Origin of the sequence: Microbacterium sp. MMO-10, assembly GCF_037148715.1 — a bacterium.
In the GTDB taxonomy this organism is placed as follows: Bacteria; Actinomycetota; Actinomycetes; order Actinomycetales; family Microbacteriaceae; genus Microbacterium.
The window spans coordinates 117,071-139,119 of the sequence record NZ_JBBCSV010000002.1; the positions used below are offsets into that span (position 1 = coordinate 117,071).

20 protein-coding genes and 1 pseudogene are annotated in these 22,049 nt (G+C 73.1%); 14 read left to right on the plus strand and 7 right to left on the minus strand.

Going from position 1 to position 22,049, the window contains the following annotated elements; genetic code table 11:
- Nucleotides 1–36 precede the first annotated feature (36 nt).
- Nucleotides 37–1,305, plus strand: a complete 1,269-nt coding sequence (locus tag WFJ17_RS05065) for a histidine--tRNA ligase (RefSeq protein ID WP_336648176.1) — start codon at nucleotides 37–39, stop codon at nucleotides 1,303–1,305.
- Nucleotides 1,306–1,387: 82 nt separating this feature from the next.
- Nucleotides 1,388–2,260, plus strand: a complete 873-nt coding sequence (locus tag WFJ17_RS05070) for an SGNH/GDSL hydrolase family protein (RefSeq protein WP_251445162.1) — start codon at nucleotides 1,388–1,390, stop codon at nucleotides 2,258–2,260.
- On the opposite strand, the gene WFJ17_RS05075 is transcribed toward WFJ17_RS05070, so the two are convergent.
- Nucleotides 2,241–2,765, minus strand: coding sequence for a VOC family protein (locus WFJ17_RS05075; protein ID WP_251445159.1), 525 nt, complete (start codon nucleotides 2,763–2,765; stop codon nucleotides 2,241–2,243). The genes WFJ17_RS05070 and WFJ17_RS05075 overlap by 20 nt on opposite strands.
- Before the next feature lie 112 nt (nucleotides 2,766–2,877).
- On the opposite strand from WFJ17_RS05075, the gene WFJ17_RS05080 reads away from it, so the two are divergent.
- Complete coding sequence (locus tag WFJ17_RS05080) at nucleotides 2,878–3,666, plus strand: helix-turn-helix domain-containing protein (protein ID WP_251445156.1); 789 nt, start codon at nucleotides 2,878–2,880, stop codon at nucleotides 3,664–3,666.
- On the opposite strand, the gene WFJ17_RS18690 is transcribed toward WFJ17_RS05080, so the two are convergent.
- From WFJ17_RS18690 to WFJ17_RS05100, 5 genes and pseudogenes are all read right to left on the minus strand, one after another.
- The gene (locus WFJ17_RS18690; protein ID WP_442927962.1) at nucleotides 3,620–4,888 is read right to left on the minus strand and encodes an APC family permease; all 1,269 of its coding nucleotides are present in this window, start codon (nucleotides 4,886–4,888) and stop codon (nucleotides 3,620–3,622) included. The two genes, WFJ17_RS05080 and WFJ17_RS18690, sit on opposite strands and share 47 nt — an antisense overlap.
- Nucleotides 4,889–4,892: 4 nt before the next feature.
- Nucleotides 4,893–6,556: pseudogene (locus WFJ17_RS18695) on the minus strand (CocE/NonD family hydrolase).
- Nucleotides 6,553–7,851 (minus strand): MFS transporter, encoded by a 1,299-nt coding sequence (locus WFJ17_RS05090; protein WP_295035230.1) that lies wholly within the window; start codon nucleotides 7,849–7,851, stop codon nucleotides 6,553–6,555. Before WFJ17_RS05090 ends, WFJ17_RS18695 begins: the two are co-directional and overlap by 4 nt.
- The gene (locus WFJ17_RS05095) at nucleotides 7,851–8,852 is read right to left on the minus strand and encodes an alpha/beta hydrolase fold domain-containing protein (protein ID WP_336647841.1); all 1,002 of its coding nucleotides are present in this window, start codon (nucleotides 8,850–8,852) and stop codon (nucleotides 7,851–7,853) included. The genes WFJ17_RS05090 and WFJ17_RS05095 overlap by 1 nt, the downstream gene beginning before the upstream one ends.
- Nucleotides 8,849–9,850 carry an alpha/beta hydrolase gene (locus tag WFJ17_RS05100; RefSeq protein ID WP_336647842.1) on the minus strand — a complete coding sequence of 334 codons (1,002 nt, stop codon included), beginning with the start codon at nucleotides 9,848–9,850 and terminating at the stop codon, nucleotides 8,849–8,851. Before WFJ17_RS05100 ends, WFJ17_RS05095 begins: the two co-directional genes overlap by 4 nt.
- A gap of 73 nt (nucleotides 9,851–9,923) precedes the next feature.
- Between WFJ17_RS05100 and WFJ17_RS05105 the strand changes: the two genes are divergently transcribed.
- Entirely contained in the window at nucleotides 9,924–10,925 is a 1,002-nt protein-coding gene (locus WFJ17_RS05105; protein WP_251445141.1) for a LacI family DNA-binding transcriptional regulator, read from the plus strand.
- Here the strand turns inward: WFJ17_RS05105 and WFJ17_RS05110 are convergent.
- Nucleotides 10,906–11,376 (minus strand): DUF4442 domain-containing protein, encoded by a 471-nt coding sequence (locus tag WFJ17_RS05110; protein WP_292881388.1) that lies wholly within the window; start codon nucleotides 11,374–11,376, stop codon nucleotides 10,906–10,908. The two genes, WFJ17_RS05105 and WFJ17_RS05110, sit on opposite strands and share 20 nt — an antisense overlap.
- A gap of 131 nt (nucleotides 11,377–11,507) precedes the next feature.
- On the opposite strand from WFJ17_RS05110, the gene WFJ17_RS05115 reads away from it, so the two are divergent.
- The 10 genes from WFJ17_RS05115 to WFJ17_RS05160 all read left to right on the plus strand — a co-directional run bounded on the left by WFJ17_RS05115 (nucleotide 11,508) and on the right by WFJ17_RS05160 (nucleotide 21,994).
- Nucleotides 11,508–11,873 (plus strand): GntR family transcriptional regulator, encoded by a 366-nt coding sequence (locus WFJ17_RS05115; protein ID WP_251445135.1) that lies wholly within the window; start codon nucleotides 11,508–11,510, stop codon nucleotides 11,871–11,873.
- A gap of 37 nt (nucleotides 11,874–11,910) precedes the next feature.
- On the plus strand, nucleotides 11,911–12,981 hold the full coding sequence (locus WFJ17_RS05120; protein ID WP_251445133.1) for a DUF1648 domain-containing protein: 1,071 nt from the start codon (nucleotides 11,911–11,913) through the stop codon (nucleotides 12,979–12,981).
- Nucleotides 12,982–12,992: 11 nt separating this feature from the next.
- On the plus strand, nucleotides 12,993–14,054 hold the full coding sequence (locus WFJ17_RS05125) for a CPBP family intramembrane glutamic endopeptidase (protein ID WP_336647844.1): 1,062 nt from the start codon (nucleotides 12,993–12,995) through the stop codon (nucleotides 14,052–14,054).
- A 31-nt stretch (nucleotides 14,055–14,085) separates the two neighbouring features.
- Nucleotides 14,086–14,754, plus strand: coding sequence for an O-methyltransferase (locus tag WFJ17_RS05130; RefSeq protein WP_336647845.1), 669 nt, complete (start codon nucleotides 14,086–14,088; stop codon nucleotides 14,752–14,754).
- Between the two features lie 65 nt (nucleotides 14,755–14,819).
- Nucleotides 14,820–15,377, plus strand: coding sequence for a PH domain-containing protein (locus WFJ17_RS05135; RefSeq protein WP_292881373.1), 558 nt, complete (start codon nucleotides 14,820–14,822; stop codon nucleotides 15,375–15,377).
- A 71-nt stretch (nucleotides 15,378–15,448) separates the two neighbouring features.
- Nucleotides 15,449–16,573, plus strand: a complete 1,125-nt coding sequence (locus WFJ17_RS05140) for a 5-(carboxyamino)imidazole ribonucleotide synthase (RefSeq protein ID WP_336647846.1) — start codon at nucleotides 15,449–15,451, stop codon at nucleotides 16,571–16,573.
- A gap of 113 nt (nucleotides 16,574–16,686) precedes the next feature.
- Nucleotides 16,687–17,154: a 5-(carboxyamino)imidazole ribonucleotide mutase gene (gene purE, locus WFJ17_RS05145; protein WP_251445406.1), complete on the plus strand. Its 468-nt coding sequence runs from the start codon at nucleotides 16,687–16,689 to the stop codon at nucleotides 17,152–17,154.
- Complete coding sequence (locus tag WFJ17_RS05150) at nucleotides 17,151–18,608, plus strand: LCP family glycopolymer transferase (protein WP_442927963.1); 1,458 nt, start codon at nucleotides 17,151–17,153, stop codon at nucleotides 18,606–18,608. Before purE ends, WFJ17_RS05150 begins: the two co-directional genes overlap by 4 nt.
- Before the next feature lie 59 nt (nucleotides 18,609–18,667).
- Nucleotides 18,668–19,738: a glycosyltransferase gene (locus WFJ17_RS05155; RefSeq protein WP_251445118.1), complete on the plus strand. Its 1,071-nt coding sequence runs from the start codon at nucleotides 18,668–18,670 to the stop codon at nucleotides 19,736–19,738.
- An 81-nt stretch (nucleotides 19,739–19,819) separates the two neighbouring features.
- Complete coding sequence (locus tag WFJ17_RS05160; RefSeq protein WP_251445115.1) at nucleotides 19,820–21,994, plus strand: hypothetical protein; 2,175 nt, start codon at nucleotides 19,820–19,822, stop codon at nucleotides 21,992–21,994.
- Nucleotides 21,995–22,049 lie beyond the last annotated feature (55 nt).

Genomic DNA, 22,049 nt, shown 5'->3' on the forward strand with positions numbered 1-22,049 from the left:
AATGGATCCGTGGCAACGGTCAATCCTCCGCGCGGGATGCGCGACTTCCTCCCCGCCGACAAGGCCCGTCGTGAGCGCGTGCTCGCCGTCATCCGCGAGCGCTACCGCGCGCACGGGTTCGACGAGATCGAGACGCCCGTCGTCGAGGAGTACGACCGTCTGCACGCCGGCATCGGCGGCGACAACGAGAAGCTCTCCTTCAACATCCTGCGCCGCGGTCTCGACGCCGAGGCCATCACCGCCGCGGCGGAGGACCCGGCCGCGCTCAGCGACCTCGGTCTGCGCTACGACCTGACCGTGCCGCTCGCCCGCTTCTACGCGACGAACCGCGGCCAGCTGCCCGGGGTGTTCCGCTCGATCCAGATCGGTCCGGTGTGGCGCGCCGAGCGCCCGCAGAAGGGCCGGTACCGCCAGTTCGTGCAGTGCGACATCGACATCATCGGCGACGACTCGGCGCGCGCCGAGGCCGAGCTCATCGTCGCGTCGCTCGACACGATCGACGCCCTCGGCCTCACCGGGGGCATGGTGCGCGTGAACGACCGCCGTGCGCTGGACTGGATGCTGGACGCGTTCGGCTTCGCGGAGGACGAGCGCCCCGGCGTGCTCATCACGATCGACAAGCTCGACAAGATCGGCCCCGACGGCATCGTCGCCGAGCTGCGCGAGCGCGGCGCCACCGCCGCGGCAGTGGACGCCTTCGAGGCGTTCCTGCACCGTCCGCAGACGCTCGAGTACAACCCCTACGGCGAGCGGCAGATCCGCAAGGCGCTGCCGGAGAACGCCCCGGACGACCTCGTCGCGCACCTCGTGGGACTGGGTGAGGCGGTCGCCGCGGCGCGGCCCGCCGCGGAGGGGATCGACCCGATCCCGCTGCAGTTCGACCCGTTCCTCGTGCGCGGCATGGGCTACTACACGGGCACGATCATGGAGCTCGCACACCCCTCCGTCTCCTATTCGCTGGGCGGCGGCGGTCGCTACGACGGCATGATCGGACGCTTCCTCGGCCAGCAGGTGCCCGCGGTCGGCTTCTCGATCGGCTTCGAGCGCATCGTCGACCTGCTCGAGTCGGCGGACGACGCGGCGGCGCAGGCGGTGGTGCTGGTGCACGATGCCGACGTCCCGGTGGCGGAGCTCGTCGCCCACAAGGCGGCCCTCATCGCCGGCGGAGCGCGGGTGCGGCTGGAACGGCGCACGAAGAACCTCAAGGCCCTGCTGGAGCGGGCCGCCGCCGACGGCTACACCGGGTTCGCCCCGGTGCGCGCGGGCGAGGCTCCGGAGGCGCTCGAGGTCAAGCCGCTGAACTGACCGTCCGGCCGGCCGGCTCGCCGCCCCCGAGGATCCGCCGCGGCGTAACGCGGCGTTCACCCTGATGCGGTCTGATCGGCGTATGGACGCTGTCGACCGTCGTCGGACCCGGTCCCTGAGGCTCTCCACGGGCGTGCTCGGCGCGGCCGGGCTCGCGATCGCGGGCGCCGCCGTGGCGGCCCGTCTCGCGCTGGGCCGCCAGGCGCGCATCGCGCGGAGGCGGATCGGCAAGCCGCTCGGCGAGGACGCCGTCGATGCGGATCGGGTGTGGCGGCGCCGGCTGGCCGGCGAGCCCGTGGAGCTCCTCCTGCTCGGCGACTCCCTGGCGGCCGGACTCGGCGCACCGCGGCGCAAGGACACACTCGGCGGCCGGCTGGCGAAGGGGCTCGCGCGACGACTGCGGCGCCCGGTGCGGCTGCGGACGGCGGCGATCGTCGGATCCGAGTCGACCGATCTGGACGCCCAGCTGGCCGCGCTCGAGACGGACTATCTGCCGCATGTCGCCGTCGTGGTGGTCGGCGGGAACGACGTGACGCACCGCATCCCGGTGTCGCTCTCGGTGCAGCACCTGGAGGACGCGATCGGCTGGCTGCACGCTCTCGGCGCCGGCGTCGTGGTGGGCACCTGCCCGGATCTGGGGGCGCTGCGTCCCGTGCCGCAGCCGCTGCGCTCGATCGCGTCGCGGATGTCGCGGCGCCTGGCCGCGGCGCAGGCGCAGGCGGCGATCGAGCACGGCGCGACCGCGGTGGATCTGCGACGGGCGGTCGGGGCGATGTTCTTCGACCAGCCGGAGGAGATGTTCAGCCTGGACCGCTTCCACCCGAGCGCCCTCGGCTACCGCCGCACCGCCGAGGCGCTGCTCCCGGCGGTGGTGGCGGCGGCCGAGGAGGCGCTGACCTCGGCCGCCCGGTTCCCCGACACGGTCGAGGAGCTGCTCAGCCCTCCGTCGCGCTGAACGACGCGGCCCACTCCGCCACGCGCGCGGCGCTCTCCTCCTCGGAGAGGTCCTCGACCCGGGTCATGATCGACCACCGCACCCCGAACGGGTCGCGGATGCTCGCGTAGCGGTCGCCCGAGACGAACGTCGACGGCGCCTCCCGCACGGTGGATCCCGCGGCCACGGCGCGTTCGACGACGGAGTCCACGTCGGAGACGTAGAGCCCCATCGAATAGCAGTCGGAGTCGCCGCCGGGTGCCGCGACGAGCCCGTACTCGGGGTTGGGATCGCCGAGTTGGAGCATCCCGAGCCCGAAGTCGAGGTCGGCGTGCGCGACCACGCCGCCGAACTCGGTCACATCGACGACGCGGGCGCCGAAGACGTCCCGGTAGAACGCGATCGCGCTGCGGGCGTCGGGGATCGCCAGGAAGGGGGTGAGGGACGTCGCCGAGTTCGGCCGTCCGTTCGTGGTGTAGCGGCCGGTGGCGCCGAGGGCGCCTGTGGGGGAGGTCTCTTCGCTCATGGGTCGAGGCTAGAACGGCGCTCCGCGACGGCGCTTGGAGATTCGCGCCACGGTGTCCGCCGCCCGATCCGGCCTCCGCCCGGATGTCGGCTCCGCCTCCTACGCTCGAGGAATGGTCGATCCGACGCGGGGCGTGCTCTATCCGGCGCGCCTGCCGCAGTTCCACCGGCTGCCGCCGCCGGCCGCTGCCGCGGAGCTCGTGCAGTGGTGCTGGATCCCGGAGTGGGACATCGAACCGGGGCGCTCGTCGCGGCAGGAGCTCGTCTCGTTCCCGGCGCTCAATCTCGTGGTCGAGGCGGGCGGCGCCGTGCTGTCGGGGGCGACGACGCGGGTCAGCTCCCGGGACCTGGCGGGCCGGGGCTGGGCCGTCGGCGCACTGCTGCGGCCGGCCGCCGTGGCGGCGCTGACCGATGCGCCGTCCGCGCTGCTCGACCGGGTCGAGCGATTCCCCGCGCCGGGGCTGCCGGATGCGGTCGCCCGCGCGATGGCGACGGGGGAGGGGCATCGGGAGCGCGCGGTCGCGGTGCTGTGCACGTGGCTGCGGGAGCGCGTCGGGGAGGTCACGGCGCCCGCGCGGCACGCGAACGCGATGTCCGAGCTGCTGATCTCCGATGCGTCGGTGCGCACGCCGGAGCAGGCCGCTGCCCGGCTGGCCGTCTCCGTGCGCACCCTGCAGCGCATGGCCCACCGGCACGTCGGCCTCTCGCCGGCCGCGATCATCCGTCGGCGCCGGCTGCAGGAGGCGGCGGAGCGGATCCGCACCGATCCTGACGCGGATCTGGCGACCGTCGCGGCCGAGCTCGGCTACGCCGACCAGGCCCACCTGGCGAACGACTTCCGGGCGGTGCTGGGCATCACGGCGTCGTCGTATCGCGCCGGCGCCGATCCCGGGCGATCCTGATCCCGCGGAGGGCGACGCCGGCCGCGACCACGGCGACGCCGATCAGCACGGAGAGCGGCGGGAGCGTCGCCGCGAGGGCGACACAGCCGATGGCGCCCGCGACCGGGACGAGCCAAGCGGCGCGCGGTGGTCGCGACGCCGGAGGCACCGCGCGGGAGCGGGCCGCGGCGCTGAGGTTCGCGACGAGGTAGTACAGCAGCACGCCGAAGGAGGAGAAGCCGATCGCGCCGCGCAGGTCGGCGACGGCGACGACGGCGACCACGACAGCGCCCGCCGCCAGCTGGGCGCGGCGCGGGACGTGGTGACGGCGGTCGATCGCGGCCAGAGCGGACGGCAGATCGCGCTCCCGCGCCATCGCGAGCGACGTGCGTCCGATGCCCGACAGCAGGGCCAGCAGCGCGCCGGTCGCCGCGGCGGCTGCCGCGACCCGGATCGCGGGCGCGGCGGCGTGCCATCCGGCGACGTCGACCACCCCGACGAGCGGTGCGGCCGACGTCGTCGCGGCACCGCCCAGGGTCAGCACGACCGCCGCGCCGACCAGCACGTACACGACGAGCACGGCGGAGAGCGCGATCCCGATGGCGCGAGGAATGGTGCGCGCGGGGTCGCGCACCTCCTCGCCCATGGTCGCGATGCGCGCGTAGCCGGCGAACGCGAAGAAGAGCAGTCCCGCGGCCTGCAGGACGCCGTAGGCGGTGCCGACGGGGAGCGGCGCAGGAGCGCTCGAGGGCGGCGACGCCCCTGCCGCCGCGAGCACGACGACGAGTCCCAGCAGGGTCACGGCGACGAGCGCCTGGGTGAGGCGCGCGGTGCGCGTGACGCCGAAGCAGGTGACCGCGGTGAGCAGCGCGACCACGCCGATCGCGACAGGCCGCTGCCACGCGGTCGGCGCGACGTAGGCGGCGACCGTCATCGCCATCGCCGCGCAGCTCGCGAGCTTGCCGATCACGAAGCACCAGCCGGCGACGAAGCCCCACCACGGCCCCAGCTCGGCGCGGCCGTAGGCGTAGGCGCCTCCCGAGACCGGATGCGCGGCGGCGAGACGCGCCGAGGACGTCGCGTTGCAGAACGCCACGACCCCGGCCAGCAGCAGTGCGACGAACAGGCCGGATCCGGCCGCCCCGACGGCGGGACCCCACACGGTGAACACCCCCGCGCCGATCATGGATCCGAGACCGATCGCGACCGCGTCGGCGAGCGTCAGGCGTCGGGCGAGGGGCATCCCGTCATCGTGGCACGCCCGGGTGAACGGCGGGTGCCGCGTCGTCGGGGAGCGGCAGGGCGAGCACGGCGGGCGTCGCGCCGCCGAGGAAGAGCGTCTGCGTGCTGGCCACGAGGCGCGAGTGATCGCGCACCGGGTCCGACGTCCCCGGGTTGCGCAGATGCAGGGGGTGCGCGCCCCACGACACCTGCACGCGGAGGCGGCCGCCTGCGGCGAAGCGATGGGCGATCGGCGCGAGCACGATACGGACCTCGCGCGGCTCGCCTGCCGCTGCCGGTGGGGGGAGTCGCAGGTAGCCGTCGGTGACGGTGCGGGATCTGCCCGCTCGTCGAGCTCGCACAGGCGCACGAAGACGTCGACGCGCGGGTTCGTGGAGGCGAGCGTGAGCCCGATCTCGGGCGAGCCCATCACGAGCAGGGGCGCGGTGAGCGGTTCGCCCGTGAACAGCAGCACGTCGTCGCGGCCCTCGCGGCGACGCTGATCCCGGCGCCCGGCGCTGAACGGGTTGAGCGTGCGACCGCCGGCGTCGGGGGTGGGATCGGCGGGGTCGTAGCGGGAGGTCAGAGCGCCGGCCTCGTGGGCGGTCCCCGAGGCGAGGAGCCGGCCGTCCGCCGTCAGCTCCAGAGGATGCGGCGTGCTCGCCGGCGGCCAGGCGGGCAGGTCCCTCCATCCGCCGCCCCCGCTGATCTCGACGCGCACCGAAGCCGTCTCCGGCTCGCCCCCGAGCGCCCGCAGCGCCTCGCGCACCCCGATCTCCGTGATCTCGGGAGCACCGTGGATCCAGTCGCCCACGATCAGCCGCGTGCGCACGCCGGCGCTCTGCAGCGCGGCGTGGTCCTGGAGCTGGCCGACGAGGAAGAGATCCTGCCATCCGGCCAGCAGAGTCACGGGAGGCACCGCTGCGGGATCGGAGGCGAAGTGCAGCGGATCCCACCACGGGTCTCCGGGATCGCTGTGCTCGACCCAGTCGCGGAAGAACCGCGGGTCGTCGCCGAGAGCCGCGGGCACGGCCTCGGACGGCGGCACGGTCCGCGCTCCGCGTGCGAGGGCTCCGCGCGCCCGCAGCAGTCTCCACAGGCGCGCCGGCAACCGGCGTTCCTGGACCCCGAGCGCGTACGCCCAGGCGAGCGGGGTGTCGATCGAGAAGCCGCGACCGAGATAGAGGATCGCCTCGTCGAAGCGACGGGCCGACACCGCGATGCCCATGGCGTCGGGCTGCAGCTCGCCGTCGCAGTAGGCCCATTGCGTCACCCCGAAGTAGCTGCCGCCCCAGGAGTGCACGAGGCCGGTCGCCCAGGGCTGCGCGCGCAGCCAGCGCAGCGTCGCCTGGCCGTCGGCCACCTCGTCGTGCAGGGGCCGGAAGCGGCCCCCGGACCCGAAGGTGCCGCGACAGCTCTGCACCACCACGTGATGCCCGCGCTCGGCGAGGAAGCGCGCCACCGCGGCGACGCCGTCGCGGTCGTAGGGCGTGCGGATGAGCACCGTGTGCGGGCCCGCGTCCTCCGCGGCCCAGTGATCCGTGAGCAGCGCGACGCCGTCGTCCGCCGGCACCGCGATGCCGGAGACCCGTTGCACGCCGCTGCGGGTCTGCGGCGGCATGTCGGGGGCCGCGCACAGCCGGCGGTACTCGGCGCGTGCCGTCCAGGGGAGCCGATCGCCCGCGGTCATCGCACGGCCTTGACCCGGGTCACGGCGAAGGCGGCGAACAGCGCCATCACGACCGCGCCGGCGTAGAGCGCGACGAAGTTCTCCCCCGTGGGCGAGCCGATGCGCGTCACGAAGAACGCGAACACCGGTACCAGGATGCCCGGCAGCAGGTAGGCGAGCGCCACGATGCCGAGGTCCTTGCCCGCGTCCTCCATCGAGGGCAGGCACTCCGTCATGAGTGCGACGTCGGCGGCGATGTAGGCGCCCTGACCGGCGCCGACGATCCCGATCCCGATGAGGAAGACCGTGACGTCCCCGACCGAGACGGCGACGACGAGTCCGACCGCGCTCGCCAGCGCCCCGATCACGACCGTCGGCTTGCGGCGCCCCGTGCGATCGGAGATCACGCCGAAGACGAAGGCCAGCAGGAGGTTCATGATCGTGAACGCCGCGGTCGCCTGGGTCTGGACGGCGGCGATCTGCGCCGGGTCGTCGATGCCGAAACGGCTGGAGATCGTGAGGTAGAGGTAGCTCGTCACCGACACGATCGAGGCGGTCATGAAGAAGCGGCAGACCCAGGCCCACGCGAAGTCCGGGTAGCGGCGCGGGCTCAGCCAGAAGGTCTCGATCACCGCGCGCCAGTCGAGCGGGGGAGCGGGAACCGTGCGGTGCAGATCGCGCAGCGCGAAGAAGAGGGTGATCGCGAGCACGACGGCGATGCCGCCGGGGATGAGGAACATGCCGACCTGTCCCGTGCCCGCGACGGCGCCGGCCAGGGCGACGCCGCCGAAGATGCCGACCGTGGTCGCGGCGCCCGTGACGGCCGACATGATCGCGCGGATGCGGCGCCGGATCTGGTCGGCGAAGAGCGTGTGGATCGTCATCGACACGGCGCCCCACCCGATCAGCACGAGCACGGCACCCGCACCCAGCGGGAGGAGCGAGGGCGCGAACGCCTGCAGGAGGTAGCCGATCGCGGCCAGGAGCACTCCGGCGGCGATCCACGGGCGCCGGATGCCGAGGCGGGAGAGGGAGCGGTCGCTGAGGCGTCCGAAGATCGGGGTGGTGACGAGGATCGCCGCGCCGCCCGCGGTCAGCACGATGCTGAGGTTCCCGGTCGCCTGGTCGGGGTCCCACTCCTTGAGGAGCTGCGGCACGGCGACGCCGGCGACACCCTGGGCGATGCCGGTCGCGAGCCAGGTGAGGACGAACGCGACCCAGAACCACCAGGTCTGGCGCTCGCCGGGCACGCCGTCGGCGCCGGGCGCCGGGGCGGGCGGGACGGGGATCACGGGTTCTGCGGCATGGGCGGACATCATCGTCTCCCTCTCGGGTCGGGCGTCGGGTGATGCGGACGTTCGGACGCGTAGGCGGCGGCGATCTCGGCGACGAACACGTCGCGCCAGTCTCGGGCGCCCCGCCAGGCGGTGAGCCCGGGGGAGCCGTGGACGTGCCCGGCACCGACGCGGAGGGCCACCGGGACTCCGGCCTCCTCCAGAGTGCGGGCATAGGCGATCGCTCCGTCGCGGAGCGGATCGAGCTCGGCGGCGAGGATCAGCGCGGGGGCGAGGCCGCGATGGTCCGCGGCGTCGAGGGGAGAGCAGTCCGCCAGCGGCGCGCCCGCGCGGTAGATCTCGGCCAGGTGCTCCGCGCCGTCCATGCCGGAGGCGCGACGCCGCGGATCCGACGGACCGCCGAGCGGGCGCAGCGTGGCGGGCAGCACCTCGAGCGCCTGATGATGCAGCCGCCGGCCCGCGTCCCGCTCCCGGAGGGCGGCGGACGCCGCGATCGTGGCTCCGGCGGAGTTGCCGCCGATGCCGAGACGCTCCGGGTCGACCCCCAGCTCGCTCGCCCGCGCACGCAGGGCGGCGAGGGAGGCGACGGCGTCGTCGACGGGCGCCGGGAACGGGTGCTCCGGCGCGAGGCGGTACTCGAGCGCCACGATCTGCACGCCGGAGCGCAGGGCGCGGTCCGCGGTCGTGCGCTCGTTGAGCAGCTCGTCGATCGTGCCCGCCACCCAGCCGCCTCCGTGCAGCCACAGCATGGTCGGGAGAGGACCTGGTGCGGCGGCAGGGCGGAACCGCCGGGCGCGGAGCGGCCCGTCGGGGCCGGCCAGCCGCAGTTCGTCCGCCTCGATCCCCGGAGGAGCGGGATCGGTGAACTCGGCGGCCAGCAGATCGCTCAGGATCCAGGCCGCCCGACGATGGGCAGCCGGGTCGGGCGAGCCGTGCTCGGGGAGGTCGGCGATGATCTCGTCGATCCGGCGGAGCCAGGTTCGCACGGGCGCGTCGAGCGCGAGCGGGTCGGCGGTGCTCATGAGTCCGCGCGCAGCCGGCGCAGCTCGGTCACGATGAGGCGGTGGGCGACGTCCGCGGAGGGGACGGAGCCCGTCGCGCCGAGGGAGCCGTGCGTCTGACCGACGAACCGCACGGCCGTGACGTCGACTCCGGCGTCGGAGAGCGCCCTGGCGTACGCCTCGCCGTCGCCGCGGAGCGGATCGAGCTCGGAGGTGATGATGAGCGCCGGGGGAAGGTCGGCGTGGGAGTCGGCGAGCAGCGGCGAGGCGTACGGGTTGCGGGCCGCCTTCGGGTCGTCGCCGATGTACTGGCGCACCAGCATCCGGCCGGCCTTGCGCACGATGACGCCGGGCATCCCTGCGCTGACGCCGCGCGCGTCGGCATGTCCGATGGTGAGGTCGAGGGCCGGGTTCTCCAGCAGCTGCAGCACGACCGGACGCGCCGCGCGGTCGCGGTTGAGGAGCGTCACCGCCGCTGCCAGATCGCCTCCCGAGGATGCGCCGCCCACGGCGAGCCGGTCGGCGGAGCCCCCCAGTTCCTCCGCATGCGCGAACGCCCATTCGAACGCGCTCCAGCACTGCTCGGGCTGCGCGGGGAAGCGCTGCTCGGGTGCGTGGGCGTAGTCCGCGGCCACGATGACGATCCCGGCGTCGTGCGCCCGCTCGCGGAACCGCGCGTCCCAGGAGACCCAGTCGATCCCGGCGATCGTGAAGCCTCCGCCGTAGAAGTACACCAGGATCGGCAGCCCTGAGCCCGGCGGAGTCGGCTCAGGCCCGGGCCAGTAGACGCGCACCCGCACGTCGGGGTGGTCCGAGACGGGCACGGTGTGCTCCGCCGTGGCGCTGTCCCGGGGCGAGACCCCGAGGGCCGCGCTGACCGCGGTGTCGTTCTCGCCCGCGACGCGGCGGCGTCCCGCGGGGTCGCTCGGCTCGGGAGCGAGGAAGGGCGCGATCTCGGCTTCGTGCGCGGCGACGGCGCGGTCGAGCATCGGACGGCGGTAGCGGGAGCCTCGCGGCATCGGTCATCTCCTTCGACGGGCTGCGGACTAGTCTGAGCAATCGAAGAACTTCGATGAAGAGGGGATCCGAGTCATGCGTGCACGTCCCGGACGGGTCACGATCTACGACGTCGCCGCGCGCGCGGGGGTGAGCATCTCGACGGTCTCGCTGGCGGTGAGCGCACCGCACCGGGTGCGACCGGAGACGCGCGAGCGCATCGTCGCGGCCGCCACCGCGCTCGGCTACCGGATGACGCAGGGGCGCCGCGTGGGGGCCGCCCGCATCGCGGTCGCGGCGCCCTTCACGAGCTACCCGTCCTACCTGCGTCGACTCGCCGGGATGCTGAGGCTTGCGCGCGATGTCGCGGTCGACATCATCCCCTACGACCTCGACTCGGCGGCCGCGGCGGACGAACCGCTGCTCGATGTGCTGCCGGCGCGCACCGACGCGTCGGGCCTCATCGTGATGGGCGTGCCCCTCGGCGGAGCGGCCCGCCGCGCGAGCAGGGCGGCGAGGATCCCCGTCGTCCATGTCGACGTCGTCCCCGCGAAGGGCCACGTCGGCGGCCCGGTCGTCCTCGTCGACGATCGGGACGGAGGCGAGCAGATCGGCCGTCACCTCGTCGAGCTCGGCCATCGCACGGCGCTGTTCGTGCATGAGCCGCAGCGCTCGCCGGCCTATGTCTCGGCGGGGATGCTGCGGATCGAAGGGCTGCAGCGGCACGTCGGGGTGGTGTCGGCGGCGGTGGACGGGCCGTCCGGGATCGACCAGCGGATCCTGCGTGCCGCGCGGGACGCCGGCGCCACCGCGATCGTGGCGAATCACGACCGGTTCGCGGCGGCCCTGCTCGACCTCCAGCGCGCCCGGCCGGAGGGCGAGAGGATGCCCGTGATCGGCTACGACGACGGGGAGCTGGCCGAGGGGCTCGGTCTCACGACCGTGCGGCAGCCGTTCGAGGAGAGCGGGCGCGCCGCGCTGGAGCTCGCGCTCGGCCTGGTCTCCGGCACGTCCCTTTCGCGGGACACCGTGCGCCTCGCGCCGACCCTGGTCGAGCGCGCCTCGAGCCTGCGCGGGGTCACGCCCGGGCGGCGGTGACGCGCTTCTTCTCCCGCACGTACACCTCGCGCCGCACCCGGGCCACCACGGCGCCCGAGCGGTCGGTGATCTCGGTCTCGAACCACTCGAGCACCTTCGCACCGCCCTCGGCGCGGGCGCGGATGTCGTCGACCCGGTGCGCCGGCACGTCGAAGCGCGCGGTGAGCACGCCGCGTCCCGGCTTGACGAACTCGATCTCGCCGCGGGTGTCCCACACCACGTAGTCGCGGCCGAGCTGATGCATCACGAGCATGAAGAAGTACGGATCGGTCATCGCCTGCATCGATCCGCCGAACGCGGTCTTCACGTAGTTGCGGGTGAAGAGGTTCACGTGCAGCTCGACGGTGGCGCCGGTCCAGTCCGGGCTGAAGCGGCGGACCCTGATGCCGCTGAAGAGGTTGGGGATCCACAGGCTCATGCCGATGGCCAGGCGACGGGGTGTGATGCGCATGCCTCCAGTCTCACCGCGCGGTCGCGTCGACGGGGAATCGCCTGGATCTCTTCCACAATTGCTTCCACAATTAATCTAGTTGCCATAGAATAATGCCAATAGGCGAGGATGGGCAGGCGAGGGAGGGCGACATGCTGATCCGGATGGATTCGGACAGCGGGCGCCCGCTGTTCGAGCAGATCGCCGCCTCGGTGCGCTCCGAGGTCCTCGCCGGAAGGCTGCGCCCGGGCGACCGGCTTCCCGCTGCACGCGACGTGGCCTCGGCGATCGACGTGAACGTGCACACGGTGCTGCGCGCCTATCAGGAGCTGCGCGACGAGGGGCTGGTGGACCTCCGCCGCGGTCGCGGCGCCGTGCTGTCGGCCACGGCGGCCCCGCTCGCGGAGATCGCCGACGACATCGCGGCGCTGGTCCGGCGCGGTGCCGCGCTCGGCCTCACCCCGGCGACCCTCGCGGCGCTGATCGCGGCTCAGGGATCCGCGGCCGCGGACCGGTAGCGGCGGACGAATCGCAGCGGCAGGAAGGAAAGACGACATGACGAACGATCGCTCGAGACCCACGGAGCGCGAGGTGACGGCGATCCCCGCGCGGGACCTGCGCCGGGCGCGGCTGATCGCCCTCGTCGTGGGCGTCGCGGTGCCCCTGGTCCTCTCGGGGGTCGTGCTCGCACTCGTGCTGTCGTGGCTGCCCGAACTGCCCTCGCCCGCGGTCACGCACTGGGGACCGTCCGGTGCCGACGGCTTCGGCCCCCCGGCGACGTTCGCGTGGATGAGCGTGCTGCTGGGCTTCGTCCTGCCCGCCGTCCTCACGATCGTGACGGTGCTCGGCGTGCGCGACCACTGGGGCGGTGCGGCACGGCTGCTCGCCGCCCTGGCGCTGGGGATCTCCGGCCTCAGCGCCGTCATCAGCCTCAGCGCCGTCGGGGTGCAGCGCGGCGTCGCGGATGCCTCGCAGGTGCCGGACGTCGGCTGGCACATGGTCGTCGCCTTCGCGGTGTTCGTCGTGCTCATCGGGGTCGGCTGGCTGGTGCAGCCGCACATCCACCCGGCTCCTGCCGCCCCGCTCCAGCCTGCGCACATCGACGGGATCGCCGGCGGAGAACGGGTCGTCTGGCTCGCCACGGCGAGTCTGTCCCGGCTGGCGGTGATCCTCATCTCGGCCCTGATGGTGGTCGTGGTCGGGGTCACCGCGTTCATGGCGCTGCGCTTCACCGACCGGATGTGGGTGCCGCTGCTCACCCTGCTGCTCATCGGCGGCGCCTTCGCGTCCTCCGCATCGTTCCGGGTGCGCGTGGGACCGGACGGACTTTCGGTGCGTTCGCAGATCGGGTTCCCGCGCGTGCACGTCCCGCTGGACGAGATCGTCTCGGTGCGCGCGGTGGAGTGCAACCCGTTCGGCGAGTTCGGCGGCTTCGGATGGCGCCTCGGCCTCGACGGGCGCACCGGCATCGTGCTGCGCCGGGGCCCGGCGATCGAGGTCGAACGCCGTGACAAGCGGCCCCTGGTCGTGACGGTCGACGGCGCCGCCGTCGGTGCGGCGGTGCTGCAGGCGTACCTGGGGCGGGCTCCGGCGCCGGCGGGTCGCGAGGGGAGCGCAGGATCGTGACGGAGGAACGCATGACGACGGGCGACGGCGCGCAGAGCACGGTCGAGCAGCCGGTGCGCCTCGGCGCAGGCGCGATCGTCGCCTACATCGTGCTGGCGTGCGGGCTGGCCTGGCTGGTCGTGCTGCCGCTCTGGCTCGGCGACGGACTGCGCGAGCCGTACGCCGTGCCGCTCATGACCGTCATGATGTACACGCCCGCGGCCGCCGCGCTGATCGTCCTGGCGGTGTTCCGCCCGGTTCCGAAGGGCCGCAGGCTCCGGTTCCTCGGACTCTGGCCGCTGCGGCCCGCGGGACGCGTCGTCGGGATGGTCGTGATCGGCCTGCTCGTGCCGCCGCTGCTGGTCCTGGCGTCGACGGCGGTGGCGGTGCTCTGCGGATGGCTGACGGTCGATCTCGTCGGCTTCTCGGGGTTCGCCGCTCTCATCGCCGAGAAGGTCCCCGCCGGCACGCCGCTGCCGCCCACGGCCGTCCTGATCGCCGCACAGGCGGCGAGCATCCCGATCGCCGCGGCCACTGTCAACGCGATCGCCGCGTTCGGCGAGGAGCTCGGCTGGCGCGGGTTCCTCGTTCCCGCGCTGCGGCGCTGGGGCACGTGGCCCGCGCTCCTGATCAGCGGCGTGATCTGGGGGCTCTGGCACGCGCCGATCATCCTGCTCGGCTACAACTTCGGTCGTGTCGACCTCGGCGGCGTGCTGCTGATGACCGGCGGCTGCATCGTGCTCGGCGTGCTGTTCGGCTGGCTGCGGCTGCGCTCCGCGTCGATCTGGCCGGCGGTGTTCGCGCACGGCTCCTTCAACGCGTCGGCGGGGATGTACCTCTGGTTCTTCGCGGCGGGCTCGAAGCCGGATCCGGCTCTCGTGCTCCCTCTCGGCGTCTCGGGCTGGATCGTGGGCGCGGCGGTCATCGTCGTGCTGATCCTCGCCGGGCAGTTCCGCCGGCAGCCGGCGCTCGCCGCGGACCGGCCGCGGACTCTGCCTTCGACCCTTCCGCCGATCGGCGCGGATCCCTCCGCGCCGGCCTCGCCGGAGGCGGGCGGAGCACCGGGGGAGCCGCCCGCCGGTCCGCGCCCTTGATCCGCGCGCCGGAAGCGGAGAAGCTGGGCGCATGGCCGAACCGACTCCCGTGAACTGGCGCGCCGCCGACGACTACCTCGCCGATACCCTGGTCGGCCATGACCCCGCTCTCGAGGCGGCGCTCGCCGCGCAGCAGCACGCCGGGATGCCGGCGATCGAGGTCGCCCCGGTGAGCGGCAAGCTGCTGAACCTGCTGGTGCGGATCAGCGGGGCGCGCCGGGTCCTGGAGATCGGCACGCTGGGCGGCTACTCCACGATCTGGATGGCGAACGCGGTCGGCGACGGCGGAAGGGTCGTCACGATCGAGGCCGAGCCCGCGAACGCCGCGGTCGCGCGGGCGAGCATCGACGCGGCGGGCGTCGGCGACCGCGTCGAGATCCTGGTCGGCAGGGCGGCGGACGTGCTGCCGTCCCTCGCGGATCCGGGTCCGTTCGATCTCGTCTTCATCGACGCGGACAAGGAGTCGAACACCCTCTACCTGGACTGGGCGGCGCGCCTCGGGCGTGCCGGCACGGTGGTCCTCCTGGACAACATCGGCCGGGACGGCGACATCGTGGACCCCGGCTCCTCGGACTCGAAGGTGCGGGGCACCCGCGCGGGGCTCGAGATGCTCGGGCGGGATCCGCGCTTCGACGCGACCGCGCTGCAGACGGTCGGCATCAAGGGGTGGGACGGCGTCGCGATCGCCCTGGTGGTGTAGGGCCCCGTCCGGACACACCCTCCGCGGGCCGCGCGGATGGGGGCGGCACGGGTCAGAATGGACGCGTGACGCAACCGGTGAGTCTGAGCGGGCGGCCCCTGACGCCGCCGCCCGGCGTGCCGGCGGAGGAACGGCTGATCGCGCGGTTCCATCCGCACGCGCGGCACCTGTTCTGGTCCGCCCTCGTGCTCATCGCGGTCGCCGGCGCCACGGGGTACTTCACCGGGAACCTGCCGGCGCCGGTCGCCGGCTGGGCCAAGGACTGGATGCTGTGGGCGGCCGCGGGGGCGGTGGTGCTGCTGCTCGTCCTGGTGCCGTTCTTCGTCTGGCTCTCCCGTCGGGTCTCGATCACGACGCGGCGGGTCATCGTGCGCGACGGCATCGGATCCCGCAACAGCACCGAGATGTCGCACGCCCGCGGCTACACGATCACGGTGCGCCGGGGGCCGCTGCAGCGCCTGGTGGGCGCCGGGACGATCCTGCTCTCGAACGGCGTGGACGCCCCGCTGCGTCTGCGCGACGTTCCGAACGTCGCGCTCGTGCAGGAGACGCTGGCCGACCAGGTCGAGGTCGGGCAGATCCTCGCGCACCGCGACGCCCAGGCCGCGAGCTTCGGCGCCTGACCGGGGGCCCAGGCAGCGAGGGATCCTGCTCCGCGCGTACGGAAGAATGGATCCCGAGGAATGGAGAACCGATGGCGTTGCGTGTGGGTGTGATCGGCGGCGGACAGCTGGCGCGGATGATGATCGCTCCGGCGGTCGAGCTGGGTATCGAGATCCGCGTGCTCGCGGAGGACGAGGGCATGTCCGCGCAGCTGGCGGCGACCGCGGTGGGGGACTACCGCGACCTCGAGACGGTGCGCCGCTTCGCCCGCGACGTGGACGTCATCACCTTCGACCACGAGCACGTGCCGCAGGACGTGCTGCGCGCGCTCGTCGCCGACGGCGTGGCCGTGCATCCCGGGCCCGACGCCCTGCGCTTCGCCCAGGACAAGCTCGACATGCGCGCGCGCCTCGCCGAGCTCGGGGCCCCGCAGCCGGACTGGGCGCGGGTGGCCGACACGGCGCAGCTGCAGGAGTTCCTGGACGCGCACGGCGGGCGCGGCGTGGTGAAGACCCCGCGCGGAGGCTACGACGGCAAGGGCGTGCGGGTGGTGTCCGCGGCCGAGGAGGCGGCGGACTGGTTCTCCGCTCTCGGTGACGGCGACGCGCTGCTCGTCGAGGAGCTCGTGCCGTTCGTGCGCGAGCTCGCCCAGCAGGTCGCCCGCCGTCCCGGTGGCGCGTCGGTGTCGTATCCGGTCGTGGAGACCGTGCAGAAGGGCGGGGTCTGCGCCGAGGTGATCGCACCGGCTCCCGGTGTCGACGCCGAGCACCTCGCCGAGGCGGCGCGCATCGGCCGCGAGATCGCCGAAGGGCTCGACGTCACCGGCATGCTCGCGCTCGAGCTGTTCCAGACCGACGACGGCCGCATCCTCGTGAACGAGCTCGCGATGCGACCGCACAACAGCGGCCACTGGAGTCAGGACGGCGCCGTCACCGGTCAGTTCGAGCAGCACCTGCGCGCGGTCGCCGATCTTCCGCTCGGGGACACGACCCCGCACGCGGACTGGTCTGTGATGATCAACATCCTCGGCGGTCCCGCCGATGCCGGGACGCTCGATCGCGTCCCCGCCGCCCTCGCGGCGAGCCCGAACGCGAAGGTGCACACCTACGGCAAGGCGCCGCGTCCCGGCCGCAAGGTCGGGCACGTGAACGCGAACGGAGCCGATCTCGACGCCGTGCTCGCCGAGGCGCGCGCCGCCGCCGCCGCATTCGCCTGAGCGCAGTCCGCCCTCGGGGCGCGCCGCAGCGGGGTTCTCCCAGCCGTCGCCCGTAGCCTGTACGGGTGACTGGGACACTGCACGCATCGGCCGCGCCCCTCGTCGGCGTCGTGATGGGCTCCGACTCCGACTGGCGCGTGATGAGCGCCGCCTCCGAAGCGCTGACCGAGTTCGGCATCCCGCATGAGGTCGAGGTCGTGTCCGCGCACCGCACGCCGGAGAAGCTGCACCGCTACGGCACCGAGGCGCGCGAGCGCGGGCTGAAGGTCATCATCGCCGGTGCCGGGGGAGCGGCCCATCTCCCGGGCATGCTCGCCTCCGTGACGGCGCTGCCCGTGATCGGCGTCCCCGTCCCGCTCGCCTATCTCGACGGCATGGACTCGCTCCTCTCGATCGTGCAGATGCCCGCGGGGATCCCCGTCGCCACCGTCTCGATCGGCGGTGCGCGCAACGCCGGCATCCTCGCGGCCCGGATCCTCGGCACCGCGGATCCGGCCCTCGCCGATCGGATCGAGTCCTACGCCCGCGACCTCGAGGCGCAGGTCGAGGAGAAGAACCGGCGGCTGAAGGACAGCCTGTGACCCAGCTCCTGTCCCGGCCCGGCGCCGTCTCCGCGTCGAGCGCCGGACTGATCCGCACGCGGCCGATGCGCGACCCCGACTTCGGCTCGCCCGAGGTCATGACCCGCCGGGGCTGGTGGCTCGTGGCGCTCAACGTGCTGGTCCCCGGCTCCGCGCAGGTGCTCGCCGGCAACCGGCGCCTGGGCCGGTTCGGTCTCGGCGCCACGCTGCTCATGTGGACGCTCGTCGTCGTGGCCGCGCTGACCGCCCTGCTCTGGCGTCAGGCCCTGTTGTGGCTGACGGTGGGCGGAGGCTGGGTGAGCTGGCTCGTGCTGACCCTCATCCAGGTCCTCTGCTTCGCGTACATCGTGCTGTGGGTGGTGCTGACCTTCGACGCCCTGCGTCTGGTCCGGCTCGTGCGCACCAAGAACTACGCGAGGATCGCGATCCCGCTCGTGGCGGTGCTCGTCCTGGCCCTGTGCGGGAGCGCCACCGCCACGGCCGCGAACATCGTCGGCTCCAGCCGCAACGCGATCAGCACCCTGTTCGGATCGGGCGGCCCGAGCCTGCCGCCCAGCGACGGCTACTACAACGTCCTGCTGCTCGGCGCGGACAGCGGGCTGGGGCGCGACTCCATGCGCTACGACAGCATCTCCGTGGTGTCCGTGAACGCCGAGACGGGCAAGACCACCATCTTCGGCATCCCCCGCGACATGCCGCACGTGCCGTTCGCGCCGGGCCCGATGCACGATCTGTACCCCGACGGACTGCAGGCGCACGACGACGAGGAGTGCGGCTGGGGGAGCGGCATCAACCAGCTCACCAACGCCGTCGAGACGTGCCACACCGGTCCCTCGCTGTATCCCGAGGCAACCAAGAACGGGTCCCGTCCTGCGGTCGAGGCCACGAAGGACGCGGCCGAGGGCGTGCTGGGGATCAAGATCCCGTACTACGTGTTCCTCGACATGAACGACTTCGCGAAGCTCATCGATGCGCTCGGCGGCGTCGACATCGACGTCAAGGAGCGGCTCCCCGAGGGCAACGTCCCGGAGTGGGGCAACTCCGACAACGCCGAGGAGTGGGCGACGGGCTGGATCGAGGCCGGTCAGCAGCACATGAACGGCGACACCGCGCAGTGGTACGCCCGTTCCCGGTACACGACGAGCGACTTCGACCGGATGCGCCGTCAGCGCGAGCTGCAGGACGCGCTGCTGAAGCAGTTCACCCCGCAGAACGTGCTCACGCACTTCAACGAGATCGCGGCGGCCGGCACCTCGGCGGTCGACACCGACCTGCCCCAGGACAAGCTGCCCGAGTTCTTCGACCTGATGATGAAGGCGAAGCAGCAGAAGCTCACCACGATCGATCTCACGCCGGCGAACGGCGTGGACGAGTTCGAGCCCGACTGGAACGACATCCACGCGAAGGTGAAGGCGGCACTGCACCCGGAGCCGTCGCCGACCCCGACGAGCTGATCGGGCGGGCCGTGGAGCGCCTCGGACGGGGTCCGGCCGCGGCTGGATAGGGTCGAGGCATGGCTGTGCTCAGGGTGGTCCTCGACCAGGTGAACGACGTCGTGGACGCCGATCAGGCCGAGGCGTCGCGCTCCCTGATGCACGCGCTCGCCAGGACCGCCCCGCCCCGCTGCGAGATCGAGGCGATCGTGCCGTCCGGCGGCGACGCCGGGTCCGACGGCGTGGGCGCCGTGCACCGGCTCGGGCTCGCCCGTCGAGAGCTCGCCGCCGCCTGGCAGCTCGGCATGGTCGCCGGAGTCGGCGGCGGCATGATCCATGCGCCGACCCTGTTCGCCCCGCTCGTGAAGCACGACAGGGCCAACGACTACGACCAGACCGTGGCGACCGTCTGGGACCTCCGCGCGTGGACGTCGCCGGAGCAGGTGCCGCGGGCGAGCGCGCTGTGGCAGCGCGGCATGCTGAAACGTGCCGTCCGCCACGCCGACGCCATCGTCGTGCCCACGCACGCGATGGCCGCGCGGATCGCCGACCTGGGACGCTTCGGGGACCGGATCCGGGTGATCCCCGGCGCGGCCGCCGAGGACTTCTCGATCCCCCTCGACGCGGCCGAGCGCCGGGCGGCGCTCGGGGCTCCGGCGCGCTATCTCGTGGCGACGGGGAGGGCGGAGGGACTGACACCGGTGTTCGCCGCGGCGGTCGCCGCCGATGCCGACGTGTTCGTCTGGGACGCCCCCGAGGGGACCGCGCCCGCCGTCGCCGAGGCCGCCGCGTCCGCCGGGCTCCCCGCTCCCCGCGTGCACGTCTCCCCGCGTCTCGAGACGCCCGACCGGGCCGCGCTGCTCGCGGGCGCGCTGGCGTTCACGGCCGCCGACGAGGTCGCGGCCTGGCCGTGGCGGATGGTCGAGGCGCTGGCCCTCGGCGTGCCGGTGATCGCCGCCGACGGCGGGGTGCATCGCGACGTGCTCGCCGAGGGGGGCGTGCTCGTCGGCCCCGACGGATTCGCCGACGCGGTGCACGACGCGGCGGGGGACGGAGCACGACGGCTCTCCGTGCTCGCGGCGGATCGATCGCGCGCCTATGCGTGGGACAGCTCCGCGGAGCGCGTCTGGACGCTGCACGCCGAGCTCTGACGATCGGCTCGGCCCGCGCTCTTGCGCGGATCTGTGCGTGTCCCGCCGGGAAAACCGGAGGAGGGGCCGCAGAATATCACCATGACTGGACATGTCCCGGGTCCCGTGCGCGCTCATGCGCCCCGACGCTGGACGACCGGCATGCTCGTCATCGCCGCCGTCGTCCTCGCCCTGCTGACGCCCGCGGTCGCCGGCGCCGCACCCGCCTCGGCCGCCCCCGCCGCCGTCGCTCCGGCCGCCGCGAGCTCGGTCCGTCCGATGACCCTCGACGGGTGGAACGCGGGCAACATCATCAGCGATGCGGTCTTCACGAGCAAGTCGACGATGTCGGCGGACCAGATCCAGAACTTCTTCAACGCGAAGGTGCCGAGCTGCCAGAGCGGCTACACCTGTCTCAAGGACTTTCGCGTCACGTCCCAGAACCGGCCGGCCGACGCGTACTGCAGCGGATACTCCGGAACGGCGAACGAGAGCGCGGCGAGCATCATCTACCGCGTCTCGCAGTCGTGCAACATCAACCCCCAGGTGCTCATCGTCATGCTCCAGAAGGAGCAGGGCCTCGTCACGCACACCTGGCCGAGCGGCTGGCGCTACGACAGCGCCCTGGGGCAGGGCTGCCCCGACGACGCGCCCTGCGACCCGAGCTACGTGGGCTTCTTCCAGCAGATCTACGGCGCGGCGCGCCAGATGCAGATCTACATGGAGGGCCGCTGGTTCACCTGGTACGCGCCCGGCAACACCTGGAACATCCTCTACAACCCGAACCAGGGCTGCGGCTCGGGTCCGGTCTACATCGCCAACAAGGCGACGGCGGCGCTCTACTACTACACGCCCTATCAGCCCAACCCCGCCGCTCTGCGGGCCGGGTACGGCGAGGGCGACGGCTGCTCCGCGTACGGCAACCGGAACTTCTACAACTACTTCACCGACTGGTTCGGATCGACGCAGAGCAACCCCGCGGCGGACAACCCGTTCGGCAACATCGAGCTGCTGCAGGCCAAGCCGGGGCAGATCGCGGTCGCGGGCTGGGCGCTCGACCCCAATACGACCTCGTCGATCGCGGTGCACGTCTACGTGGGCGCGACCGGCGTCCCGGTCACGGCGGACGCGAATCGCCCCGATGTCGCGGCGGCCTATCCCGGCCGAGGAGCGGCGCACGGCTACTCCGCGACGGTGCCGGTCACCACGTCCGGCGACCAGAACGTCTGCGTCTATGCGATCAACCAGGGTCCGGGCAGCAACGTGCTCCTCGGATGCCGCACGGTCACCCCGCTCGTGGGCAGCCCGGTCGGCGCCGTGGACGAGATCAAGCAGGCGAACGGCTCCCTCCAGATCAGCGGCTGGGCCCTCGATCCCGATGTCGTGGATCCGATCCCCGTGCACGTGTACGTCGACGGCGTCGGCAAGCCGATCACCGCGGACCAGACGCGCAGCGGGATCCCCGCGGCCTATGCGGTGTACGGGACGAAGCACGGCTTCTCGACCACGGTGGCGGTCGGCCCGGGAAGCCATTCGGTGTGCGTCTACGGGATCAACACCGGTGTGGGCGGCAACGTGCAGTTCGCGTGCAGCACCGTGACGGTGACTGCGGGCGGCAACGTGGATCAGGGTCGTCCGCCGTTCGGGAACTTCGAGGCCGCCTCCGCGACCGTCGGCAAGATCACCGCGGCGGGCTGGGCGATCGATCCCGACACCGCCGACCCGATCGCGGTGCATGTCTACGTCGATGCCGCGGGAGCGGCGTACACCGCCAATCAGCCGCGGAGCGACGTCGGAGCCGCGTATCCGGCCTCAGGCTCGAACCACGGATTCACCGCCAGCGTCTCCGCGACCCCGGGCGTGCACAACGTCTGCGCCTACGCGATCAACAACGGCGCCGGCGGGAACGTCCTGCTCGGCTGCCGTTCGGTCACGGTGCCGTCGGCGCCGACGGTGGATGCCGGTCGCGTGCCGTTCGGCAACGTCGAGGCGGTCACGAGTTCCTCGGGCACGATCACGGTGAGCGGCTGGGCGCTGGATCCTGACACGACGTCGCCGATCGCCGTGCACATGTACGTGGACTCCGTCGGCGCCGCGTTCACGGCCGACATACCGCGCCCCGATGTCGCCGCCGCCTACCCGGGGACCGGCACGAACCACGGCTTCACCGCGAAGATGACCGCGACGCCCGGCACGCACAATGTGTGCATCTACGGGATCAACAACGGCGCCGGCGGGAACGTCGAGATCCGCTGCCTCTCCGTCACGGTGGGCTGACCCCTCCGCGCTCCGCCCTCGGACGCCGCCGGCGCCGCACGCTCCTGGTGAGCGG